Source organism: Streptomyces longisporoflavus, from assembly GCF_014649775.1.
Lineage (GTDB): Bacteria > Actinomycetota > Actinomycetes > Streptomycetales > Streptomycetaceae > Streptomyces > Streptomyces longisporoflavus.
The window spans coordinates 38251-49708 of record NZ_BMTR01000003.1 but is presented as its reverse complement, the minus strand read 5'-3'; the positions used below and the strand labels follow the sequence as shown (position 1 = coordinate 49708).

General features: G+C 74.3%; 6 protein-coding genes. All 6 read left to right on the top strand.

The window, feature by feature from the left end; all coding sequences use genetic code 11:
* Positions 1-153: 153 nt before the first annotated feature.
* The 6 genes from IE226_RS06875 to IE226_RS06850 all read left to right on the top strand — a co-directional run bounded on the left by IE226_RS06875 (position 154) and on the right by IE226_RS06850 (position 11437).
* Positions 154-3675, top strand: a complete 3522-nt coding sequence (locus IE226_RS06875; RefSeq protein WP_190080143.1) for a bifunctional glycosyltransferase/CDP-glycerol:glycerophosphate glycerophosphotransferase — start codon at positions 154-156, stop codon at positions 3673-3675.
* Positions 3672-5225 carry a hypothetical protein gene (locus tag IE226_RS06870; protein ID WP_373306895.1) on the top strand — a complete coding sequence of 518 codons (1554 nt, stop codon included), beginning with the start codon at positions 3672-3674 and terminating at the stop codon, positions 5223-5225. Before IE226_RS06875 ends, IE226_RS06870 begins: the two co-directional genes overlap by 4 nt.
* A gap of 47 nt (positions 5226-5272) precedes the next feature.
* Positions 5273-6928 carry a glycosyltransferase family 2 protein gene (locus tag IE226_RS06865; RefSeq protein WP_229870585.1) on the top strand — a complete coding sequence of 552 codons (1656 nt, stop codon included), beginning with the start codon at positions 5273-5275 and terminating at the stop codon, positions 6926-6928.
* A gap of 97 nt (positions 6929-7025) precedes the next feature.
* A complete protein-coding gene (gene galE, locus IE226_RS06860) occupies positions 7026-7991 on the top strand; it encodes a UDP-glucose 4-epimerase GalE (RefSeq protein ID WP_190080142.1) in 966 nt (321 codons plus the stop codon).
* A gap of 123 nt (positions 7992-8114) precedes the next feature.
* Positions 8115-8912: an ABC transporter ATP-binding protein gene (locus IE226_RS06855; RefSeq protein WP_190080141.1), complete on the top strand. Its 798-nt coding sequence runs from the start codon at positions 8115-8117 to the stop codon at positions 8910-8912.
* A complete protein-coding gene (locus IE226_RS06850; protein WP_190080140.1) occupies positions 8909-11437 on the top strand; it encodes an FtsX-like permease family protein in 2529 nt (842 codons plus the stop codon). Before IE226_RS06855 ends, IE226_RS06850 begins: the two co-directional genes overlap by 4 nt.
* The last annotated feature ends 21 nt before the right edge of the window (positions 11438-11458 follow it).

Genomic DNA, 11458 nt, shown 5'->3' with positions numbered 1-11458 from the left:
GGTAGCCATCCGGACACGGCCTGTCGAAGACCTGTCCTCACTCATTGGGGTGAAGGGAGGCAAAAAAATTGACGAGAACGGGCAAAGGTGATGAATACGCCCGTACTCCCATGATTACTCCCGTGACTGGGAGCGTACGAAAGGCCGGTCCTCGTGCAGCCCCGTCTCAGCGTCGTCGTGCCCATCTACAACGTCGAGGAGTTCCTGGAGGAATGCCTGGAGTCGATCGCCGGGCAGACCATGGCCGATCTGGAGGCCGTGCTCGTCGACGACGGCTCGACGGACGGCAGCCCGCTGATCGCCCGTGAGTTCGCGGCGAAGGACCCGCGGTTCGTCTATGTGCGCCAGCCGAACGCGGGGCTCAGCGCCGCCCGCAACACCGGGGTGCGGCATGCGACCCCGACCGCCGAATACCTGACGTTCGTCGACAGCGACGACGTCGTGCCGCACGACGCGTACGCCCGGATGACCGCGAGTCTCGACTCGACGGGCTCCGACTTCGCCAGCGGCAACGTCTGGCGCCTGAACGAGCGCGGACGCCAGCAGGCCTGGCAGTACAAATGGCTCACCGAGCCGCGCTCGCGCACGCACATCAGCCGTGACCTGGAGCTGCTCGCCGACCGCGTCGCCTGGAACAAGGTCTTCCGGCGCGCCTTCTGGGACCGGCACGGCTTCACCTTCCCCGAGGGCAAGCTCTACGAGGACACGCCCGTCATGATCCCCGCGCACTTCCTCGCGGGCTCCGTGGACGTGCTCAGCGACCACGTCTACTACTGGCGGGTGCGCGAGGGCTCCATCACCCGGCGGCGCACGGACGTCAAGGGCGTACGGGACCGGATCGCGGCGTGCGCGCATGTCAGCGCGTTCCTCGCCGAGCACGCGCCCCAGTTGCGCAGGACGTACGACACGTCCTGCCTGCGCGACGACTTCGTGTACTTCCTCCAGGGGCTGCCGATGGGCGGGCCCGAGTACCGCGCCGCCTTCATGAAAGGCGCGTCGGCGTTCCTGCGCCGCGCGGATCCGGGGGTGATCGCGGGCCTCCCGGTGTCCCTGCGCGTGAAATGGCACCTCGTACGCGAAGGCCGCACCGACGACCTGATCGATCTGCTCACCTTCGAGCAGCGCAACGGCAGCGCGTTCCGCATCCGGGGACTCGTGCGGCGCAGTGCCGCTTATCCGCGCAGCGCGGGCGGGCACATCAAGGTGCCGCAGGAGCTGGCCCGCCTGGGCCGGGGCGAACTGCCGGTCATCGCCCGCGTCCGGGAGGCCGGCTGGGGCCCGGACGGGCTGCTCCGGATCAGCGGATACGCGTACGTGCGCAACCTGGAGGCGACGCGGCCCGGCCACTCCGTCAAGGCGGCGGTCCTGAAGTCGGCGCACAGCAGGGCCCGGTTGCGGAAGGTGGCCACCCGGACCGTCGCCGCCCCGCAGGCCACGGAGAACTCCGGGCAGCAGCTGCACTGCTACGACCTCTCCGGGTTCGAGCTCACCATCGACCCCGAGCAGCTGAAGACGGGCGGCCGGTGGCGGCCGGGCAACTGGCTGCTCGGCGTGCTCGTCGCGGGCCACGGCGCGGTGCGGCGGGCCGCGGTCCGCCCCCTGGACAGCGCGTCCGCGCAGTCGCTCGTGCGCGAACTGGGCGACGGGCTCCGTCTGGTCCTCGGCTTCAGCAAGGGCCGCCTGGTCCTGAAGATCCAGCAGTACGTGGCACGGGTCGACGCCCATCACCGGGACGGCGACGACATGGTCCTCGGCGGCCACCTGCCGAGCCATCTGCGCCCGACGGCACTGCGCCTGACGCACAAGCACTCCTCGGCGGAGTTCGACTATCCCGTGGCGCTCTCGGGCGACGACCGCTTCGACGTCCGGGTGCGTCTCGCGGACCTGGCGGGCGTCGCGCCGACCCCGCACCTCGCCCCCAAGGAGGTCGAGCCCCCGCACGGCGACCGCTGGCAGGCCAACCTGGTCCTGCCGGACGGCAAGCTGAAGTCCCTGGCGGCCACCCTCGACCTGCCGCCCGGCCGCTACGCCTCCCGCGACGGCGACCGCGAACTCTGCGCCTCGGCGAACGACCAGGGCCAGCTCGTCGTCGAACTGACCCGCCAGCCGATCGCCGACCGCGTGGCCTGGAGCGAGGACGGCACCCTGACCATCGAGGGCACGCTGGCCGACGCGAGCTGGCCCACGGCGGAACTGGTACTGCGTCACAGCGGCAGGGACGAGGAAGTAACGGTCCCGGTGGAACGCGCTGCGGGACGCTTCCGGGGGGTGGTGGCGCCGGGAGGCGGGGTGCTGCGGGAGGGCCGGTGGTACGCGTTCCTGCGGGAGACGGGGGGCGGGACCGGGGCCGGCGTCGGGCGTGAGGGGGCTCGTTCAGCGGAGCCGCAGGCCGCCGCTCACGTCGCGGACGGCATGCCCGTGCGGCTGCTCGCCTCGGCGGCTGCCGCCCTGCCGCTGCACCGGGAAGTCGACGGGCGCCAGTTCAGCGTCGACCGGCGGTTCGGGGACCGGCTGCTCGTCGAGGCCGGGTCCGTGCTCGCGCGCGGGGAGCGGGGTGCCTACCGGCGGCACCGGCTGCGCACCGCGCACTACCCTCGGCAGCGCACCGAGGCCCTGCGGGACGCCGTGCTCTACTTCGACGGGGACTCCCCGCGGGCGGTCCACGAGGAACTGGTGCGCCGCGGCACCGACGTCGAGCACCTGTGGGTGACGCAGGACCAGCAGACCCGGGTGCCCGCGGGCGCGACGGGCGTGGAGGAGCACAGCGCCGCCTGGTACGAGGCGCTGGCCCGCTGCCGCCGCATCGTCACCGCGGGCCACCTGCCCGACTTCTTCGAGCGGCGGGACGGGCAGACCGTCGTACAGACCTGGAACGGAGCGCCCCTCAAGCGCATCGGCACCGACCTCACCGACACCCTCTACGCCGACCACGGCCACCTCGACGCCCTGCCCGAGCTCTCCCGGCAGTGGGACGTGCTCGTCTCCCCGAACCGCTTCTCCACTCCCCATCTGGGACGCGCGCTCGCCTACGAGGGCGAGGTCATGGAAGCGGGATCGCCCCGCAACGACGTCCTCTTCTCCGAGGACCGCGGCAAGGTCGCCGAACGCGTGCGCCACGAGCTCGGCATCGACCCGGGCAAGAGGATCGTCCTGTACGCGCCGACCTACCGCGACCACCTCGCCTACTCCCCCGGCCGCTTCCGCTACGAACCCGCGCTCGACTTCGCCGCCGCCGAGGGCGTGCTCGGCGACGACCACGTCCTGCTCGTACGCAAGCATCCGCTGACGGCGGGCCGCCTGCCCGGAGCCCGCGCGCCCTTCGTGCGCGACGTGTCGTCCCACCCCCGCACGGCCGAACTCCTGCTGATCGCCGACGTGTTGGTCACGGACTACTCCTCCCTGATGTTCGACTTCGCGCACACCGGGCGTCCGATGCTCTTCCACGCCTACGACCTGGAGCACTACCGCGACACGGTCCGCGGCTTCTACCTCGACTTCGAGACCAGCGCGCCAGGACCGCTGCTCGCCTCCACCGGCGAGGTCGTCGAGGCACTGCGCGACCTCGACGCGCTCACGGCCCGGCACGCCGACGCGTACACGGCGTTCCGCGAGGCCTACTGCGACCTGGACGACGGGCAGGCCGCGGCCCGCGTCGCGGAGAGGCTCATGCGATGACCATGGCGACGCGGGGAGCCGGGCTCCGCACGCGCCGCGAGGTCCACGGCGCGACGGCGCTGCACGGACACAGGCGGTGGCGGCCGACCCCGTACGTCGTGTTCGGCGGGCTCTTCTGGATCGTCATGTCCCTCGCCTTCTGGCGGGTGCCGATGTGCTGCGACTTCGGACAGCACGCGGCGGTCGTCGAGCGGCTCAAGGACAACCTGCTGCACCCGCGCCACCCGATGGCGGACCTGCCGGGCGCGGGCAGCCCGTACTACTCGCCGTACGCGGTGGCACAGGGCGTCTTCGCGCGAGTGACGGGGCTCGCGGGCTGGGAGGTCGTGAAGCTCGCGGGGCCGCTGAACCTCCTCGTGCTCCTGACGGGCCTCGGCCGCTTCGTACGGGTCCTGACGCCTCGTCAATGGGCGCCCGTGCTCGCCCTGTTCGCCATGGTCGTGCTCTGGGGCACCCGGATGGCGTGGTGGAGCGGCTACCTCGGCCTGATGTCGATGACGGGGAATCTCGCCTACCCGTCGACGTTCGCGATCGGCCTGGCGTTCTGGGCGTGGGGGTGGGCCGGTTCGCTCGCCAAGTCGCGGGAGCCCCGGAGCCCCTGGCCGTACGCGGGGCTCGGCGCGCTCTGCGGGGTGATCCTGCTCGTCCACCCGATCTCCTCCGTGGCGGCGGTGATCGGCGTCGTGGCGCTCGCGGCCTCGGCCCGGCGGCCCCTGCCCGGGCTGTGGAAGTGGGCGGTGACCGCCGTGACGGCGGCGGTGATCGCGGCGAGCTGGCCGTACTACTCCGTGTTCTCGCTGGTCGGAGACGAGAGCGTCGACTGGATCCACCGGCAGCTCTACACCGAGATGCCCCAGAGATTCTGGCTCGCCCTCCTCGGCCTGCCCGCGCTCGCCCTCAGGTGCCGCAAGAACCCCCGCGACCCCCTGGTCCTGATGTTCGTCCTGGACTGCGCGGTCGTGGCGTACGGCTGGTTCAGCGGCCACTACACCTACGGCCGCATCCTGGGCCTGACCCTCGTCCCGCTCCAGTTCGCCCTCGCGATCGAGCTCGCGGCGCCGCGGCCCTGGCGACGGTGGCGGACGGCGCTCGCGGGCGTCGCGGCCACCGGCGCGGCCGTCGGCTTCTTCACGCTCCAGGCCGGGGCGGTCGTGCCGCGCGCCCTGGACCCGGTGGGCTTCGACCAGCCGCCGCGCTGGCCGGGCTACGGCTGGGCGGTGAGCCGGATGCACCGGGGGGACGTCGTCCTGACCAACGGCTACTACCCCACCCGCTCCGTCCCGGCGTACGGCGCCAACCTCGTCGCCCCCGCCTGGCCGGACACCTCACTGGACGAGGACACGCGCAACCACCGCCTCCAGGAGGTGCGCGACTACCTCGCCCCCGACTCGTCCCGCACCGAACGCGAGCGGATCGTCCGCCGCTACGACGTGCGCTGGCTGCTCCTCACGCCCGACCAGAAGGTGCCGAAGGAGGCCGTGGTGGTGGCGTGGGGGCCGCGGACCGGGGAGGTGCTCGCGCGCGTGGGCGGCGGAGACACGAAACAGTAGAAGACCCCCTAATCGGATAATTACCAGTAACCCCTAAAATTTCCCCCGTGGACCTCTCTCTGTCTCTCCCGCCCCCGTCGCCCCTGGTCTGCGTCGTCGTGATCGGCTACAACGACGCCGCGCACGTCGCGGACGCCGTGCGCTCGGCCCTCGCCCAGGGCCCCGCCGTCCGCGAGGTCATCGCCGTCGACGACTGCTCCACGGACGGCAGCGGCGAACTGCTCGCGGCCCTCGCGCGGGAGGACCCACGCGTCAGGGTCATCCGCCGGGCCACCAACAGCGGCGGCTGCGGCACTCCCCGCAACGACGGGATCGAGGCCACCACGTCCCCGTACGTGATGTTCCTCGACAGCGACGACGTCCTGCCCGCCGGCGCGGTGGACGCCCTGCTCAAGGCCGCCGCGCGGCACGACGCCGAAGTGGTCACCGGCCTGTGCGTGCGCCGCGAGCTGCCCTCCGGACGCGAGACGCCCTGGCAGCCCATGCTCTACACGAAGGACCGGCTCATCGCCCGTCCCGAACTGCGCACCCGCCTGGTCCACGACACCCTCTGCGTCAACAAGCTCTACCGCACCGACTTCCTGCGAAAGCACGCGATCCGCTTCCCCGAGGGCCGCTTCACGTACGAGGACTTCGTCTTCACGGCCCGCGTCCTCGCCGCGGGCCCGCGCATCGCGCTGATCACGGACCCCGTCTACGTGTGGAACGTGCGCCGCACGGCGGCCAAGCTGTCGATCTCCCTGGACCGCTCGGGCATCGGCAACTGGCAGGCCCGCATGGACGCGCACCGCAAGGCCGTCGACATCCTGCGGGAGGCGCGGAGCCCGACGGGCACGGCGGGAAAGCGGCTCGCGCAGGCGTCCCGCGCGAAGTTCGTCGACCACAGCCTGCGGATGTACGCGCGTGAACTCACCACGCGCGGCCCGCAGTACCGCGAGGAGTGGTGGACGCTCACCCGCGCCTACCTCGCGACGTTCGACACGGCCGACCTGGAAGCGGCGCCCGCACCCGGCAGAGTCATCGCCCGCGTGATCCTGGCCTCCCCGGGGCCGCGCGACCTGCCCCGCCTCCAGGAGGTGGCCGCCCGCCCGGCCCGCCTCTCGCCCCCCTACGCCCTCGCGCCCGACGGCACCACGCCCGTCTGGTCCCCCGACCTGCCGCAGGTCACCCTGGACCACCTGCTCGTCCGCCCGATCCGGCTGCTCCCCCTCGCGGTGGACGCCGAACTGCGCCCCCGCGCGCACGGCAGCCGCCTGACGCTGCGGCTGCACGAGCTGTACGGAAGGGTGGCCGAGGCGGGCCCGACCACGGTCGACGTGGAACTCGTGCCGCGCGACGGCGAGGGCCCGGTGCTGCGCCGCACGACCGCGCTCAACCCGTCCGATTCCGGGGACGCCGAGGAGACGGACAGCTGGGTGACCCGGGTCGTCCTCGACCTCGGCTCGCTCGGCGGCGGCGTCTGGGATCTGCGGCTGCGCCTGCACTTCCGTGACGGGACGGCGCGCGAGACGACGGCGCGGGCGGTCGCGGGGCCGGGACTGCTGCGGCGCACGGCGCTGCCCTCACGCCGGGGCCTGCTCCTCGCCCAGCCGTACGCCACGCAGGCCGGGAACCTCGCGGTGCGGCTCGCGCCGGGGCTGCGGGGCGTCGCCGGGGTGGTGCGCAGGCGCCTCGCGCGGTGGGTGGGCGGCGGCGGGCGCTGACGCGGGCCGTACAGGGGGCTCTGCGAGACTGCACGTCCGGCCGGCGACGACGCACGACGCCGCCCGGGACGAGACGACAGGGAAGGGCCCACTGACGATGACCTGGCTGATCACCGGCGGCGCCGGCTACATCGGGGCACACGTGGTCCGCGCCATGACGGAGGCGGGCGAGCGGGCCGTGGTCTACGACGACCTGTCCACGGGCGTCGCCGAGCGCGTGCCGCGGGGCGTGCCGCTGGTGACCGGCTCGACGCTGGACGCGGATCTGCTGTCCCGCACGCTGAGGGAGCACGCCGTCACCGGTGTCGTGCACCTGGCGGGGAAGAAGCAGGTGGGCGAGTCGGTGGAGATGCCCCTGCACTACTACCACGAGAACGTGGAGGGCCTGCGGGTCCTCCTCTCGGCCGTGACGCAAGCCGGCGTCGCCTCCTTCGTCTTCTCCTCGTCGGCCGCGGTGTACGGCATGCCGGACGTGGACCTGGTGACGGAGGAGACGCCCTGCCTCCCGATGAGCCCGTACGGCGAGACGAAGCTGGCCGGCGAGTGGCTGGTCCGCGCGACGGGCCGGGCGCACGGCCTGTCGACCGCGTCCCTGCGGTACTTCAACGTGGCGGGCGCGGCGAGCCCCGACCTCGCGGACACGGGCGTCTTCAACCTGATCCCGATGGTCTTCGAGAAGCTCACGGCCGGCGAGTCGCCGCGCGTCTTCGGCGCGGACTACCCGACGCCGGACGGTACGTGCGTACGCGACTACATCCACGTGGCCGACCTGGCGGAGGCCCACGTGGCGACGGCCCGCACGCTGGCCGCGGCCGCGCGCGGCACCGACCTGACGCTCAACATCGGCCGCGGCGAGGGCGTCTCCGTCCGGGAGATGGCCGCCCTGATCAACGAGGTCACCGGTTACGACCGCCCGGCCACCGTGACCGCCCGCCGCCCCGGCGACCCTGCCCGTGTCGTGGCGTCGGCGGACCGGGCCGCCACGGAACTCGGCTGGTCGGCGAAGCGGGACGTGCGCGAGATGGTGGCTTCGGCGTGGGCGGGGTGGGCCGACCGGGGGTAGCCCCCTGGCCGGTGGTGGAGCCGGCTACACCCCCGCTCCGGGACTGTGCTCTCTCGTCCCCCGACCCCCCGCTGCCTAGCGTTTCCGGTGGCAGTGGCGGTCGGCGCGAGGGAGTACCCGCAGATGTTCAGACGGCAAGGTTCCGCGGCGGTGACCTCGGTGACCCCGGGGACTCTGGAGGACGACCCCTCGGGCGGGGTCGACGCGCTCCGGCTCGACGGGGTGACCCGGACCTACCGACGCGGCGGCCCCGCCGCGCTCGCTCCCCTCCGACTCGCTGTGCCGCGCGGGCGGTTCCTCGCCGTGATGGGGCCCTCCGGGTCCGGCAAGTCCACGCTGCTCCAGTGCGCGGCGGGGCTCGACCGGCCAAGCGCCGGGACCGTACGCATCGGGGGCACGGACATCGGCTCCCTGAAGGAAGCCGCCCTCACCCGGCTGCGGCGCGAACGCGTCGGCTTCGTGTTCCAGGCGCACAATCTCGTGCCCTCGCTCAGCGTCGCCGAGAACGTCGCACTGCCCCTGCTCCTCGGCGGCGAGCCCGACGACGGCCGCGTCTCGCTCGGCCTCGCCGAGGTAGGGCTCGGCGACCGCGGGGACGACCGTCCCGCCGAACTCTCCGGCGGCCAGCAGCAACGCGTGGCCATCGCCCGCGCCCTGGTCACCCGCCCGGAAGTCGTCTTCGCCGACGAGCCCACCGGCGCCCTCGACCCCGTGACCGCGCACGGCGTGCTCGCGCTGCTGCGCCGGGCCGTCGACCAGGACGGCCACACCGTGGTGATGGTGACCCACGACCCGGCCGCCGCGGCCCGGGCGGACGAGGTGCTGTTCCTCTCCGCAGGACACGTGGCCACCCGCCTCCTCCAGCCGGACAGCACTCAAGTGCACGCCGTCATGCGCGACTTGGGGCGGGCGGCGGCATGAAGAAGAAGCCGAACGTCACGCGGCTCCTCGCCTCGCGCGCCGCCCGGATGCACCGCAAGGCCTGGGCCGCGGTCTTCGCCGCCCTGGCCCTCACCTCCCTGCTCCTGGGCTCCTTCGGCCTGGCACTCGCGTCGGCGGGACTCGGGCACGCGCGCGTGGAGCGCTACGCCGCCGCCGACCTCGTCGTCACCGGCGATCAGAGCACCCGCTTCACGGCCAAGCCCTGGGGCGGCGACCCCGAGACGGCGACAGCGGGCCTGACCGAGCGGGTGCGGGTGCCGCGGGCGGCGCTGGCAGCCGTGCGGCAGGTCTCCGGGGTCCGTGCGGCCGTCGCGGACGAGGTCTTCCGGGTGGGCGTGCGGGGCGCTCCGGCCACCGGACGTCCGTGGCCCGCCGCCCGGTTGGCTCCGCATGTCCTACGAGACGGGGGCGGCCCGAAGCACGCGGGCGAGGTCGTCGTGGGCGGGGGAACCGCCCGCGTCGGCGACCGGATCACCGTACGCGTGTCAGGCACCGACGCCACGTACCGGGTGACCGGGGCCGCCGAAGGCCCGCGCGCCGCCGTCTACTTCACCTCCGCCGAGGCGCGCCGCCTGGCCGGTCACCCCGGATCGGTGGCGGCGATAGGCGTCACGGCGGACCCCGGCACCAGCACGTCCGCCCTCCACGCGCGCGTACGGCACGCCCTGGACGCCGCCGGCCTCAGCAGCGTGGGGCAGCGGGCGGACGGAGACGGGGCCGGGCTGCGTGTCCTGACGGGGAACGGGCGCGGCGGCGCCGAGTTCCTTGAGGCCGCCCCCGCCCGCGCGGGCATGCTCGCGCTGCTCGCCTCCGTCGCCGCCACCGTCGTACTCGTCGCGCTGCTCGTCGTGTCGTCGACGATCGTGCAGGCGCTGCGGCAGCGCTCCCGCGAGCTGGGCCTGTTGCGGGCGGTCGGTGCGACGCCGCGGCAGCTGCGGGGCGCGGCCGGCCGGGAGGTGGGGCGGGTCGCGGCGGTCGCGGCGCTGGTGGGAGCGGTCGGTGCGATCCCCGCCTTCCTCGGCCTGCGCGCGCTCCTCGACGCCCGCGGCGCGCTGCCGCCGGGCCTGGAACTGCCGCTCCCGCCCTGGCTGTTGCCTGCCCCACTCGTGACCGCGGGCCTGACGGTCCTCACCGCTCGCATCGCGGCGCTGATCGCGTGCGCGAGGGCGGCGAAGGCGCGGCCCGCGGAGGCGTTGCGGGAGGCGGCGCCGGGCAGGGCCCGCCGGATCAGCGGTCTTGTCCTGCTGTTCCTCGGCGCGAGCTCGGCGGGCACCGCGACGCTCCAGCGGGGCGAGACAGCGACGGCCGCCGCCGGAGCCGCGGCGGTGGTGCTCGTCATCGGGTGCGCGCTGCTCGGTCCGTGGATCGCGGAGGGCGCGATGCGGGTGCTCGGGGCGCCGATGCGCAGGTTCGGCGGCGCGGCAGGACAGCTGGCGGCGGCCAACTGCGCCGCCGCGGCCGGGCGTTCGGGGGCGGCGATCACGCCGGTCATCCTGGTGACGGCGTTCGTCCTGGTCCAGCTCTCCGCGGGTACGACGATGACGCGGGCGGCGGACGCGCAGGCGCGGGACGCGGCGCGGGCGGACTTCGCGGTGACCGCGGCGGGCGGTCTGCCGGGGGGCACGCTGGAGCGGGTCCGCACTGCGCCCGGCGTGACGGCCGCGACCGCCGTCACGCGCAGCACGGTGGTCCTGGCCCGCCGCGAGACGGGCTCGCCCCGCCTTGACCGCCTGCCGGTGCTCGGCGTCACGCCCGGCGGCCTCGCCCGGACGCTGGACCCCGGTGTCCGGGACGGCGACATCGACGATCTGCGCCCCGGCACGGTGGCGGTCGGCCGGGACCAGGCACGCTCCCTGGACGCGGGCACCGGCTCGACGGTGACGGTGCGGTTCGGGGACGGGGTCGAGGCGCGGCTGCGGGTGGTGGCGACGTACGACCGGGAACTGGCGCTCGGCGGCTTCCTCTTCTCCCACGAACAGCTGCTCCGGCATACGGCGGCGCCGACCCGGATCCTGGTCGCGGCGGACGGCAGCGCTGCGGGGGCCCTGCGGGCGGCGGCCCCCGGGGCGACGGTGGTGACGGCCCCCGCGTCCGGGCCGCTCGTGCCGGAGGACCAGGCGCCGGGCGAGGTGGTGAGCGTGGCGGCGGTCGGCGCGATCGGCGGCTTCACGGTCATCGCCGTCCTCAGCACGCTGTGTCTCATCACCGTCGGGCGGCGCCCCGAGCTCGCCCTGCTGCGGCTCGCGGGGGCGGGGCGGGGGCAGCTGCGCCGCATGCTGGGCCTGGAGGCGGCGGCCTCGGCGGTCACGGGGCTCGCCGTGGGCGGCGTGGTGGCCCTGGTCCCTCTCCTCGCCTTCGGCGCGGCGGTGGCCCGCACGGTGCCGCACGTGGCGGCGACGCATGCGGGGCTGCTTGTTCTGGTGGTCGCGGCGACGACGGCCGCGGGCACGTTTCCGCCGGCCCGGCGGGCGCTGCGGGGCCGCTTTCCCGCGCAGGGGCGTTGACCGGGTCGGCGGTGGGACGGC

Coding starts and splice junctions, on each gene's coding strand:
- IE226_RS06870 (WP_373306895.1), top strand. CDS start 3,672: ATGACCATGGCGACGCGGGGAGCCGGGCTCCGCACGCGCCGCGAGGTC.
- galE (WP_190080142.1), top strand. CDS start 7,026: ATGACCTGGCTGATCACCGGCGGCGCCGGCTACATCGGGGCACACGTG.
- IE226_RS06855 (WP_190080141.1), top strand. CDS start 8,115: ATGTTCAGACGGCAAGGTTCCGCGGCGGTGACCTCGGTGACCCCGGGG.
- IE226_RS06850 (WP_190080140.1), top strand. CDS start 8,909: ATGAAGAAGAAGCCGAACGTCACGCGGCTCCTCGCCTCGCGCGCCGCC.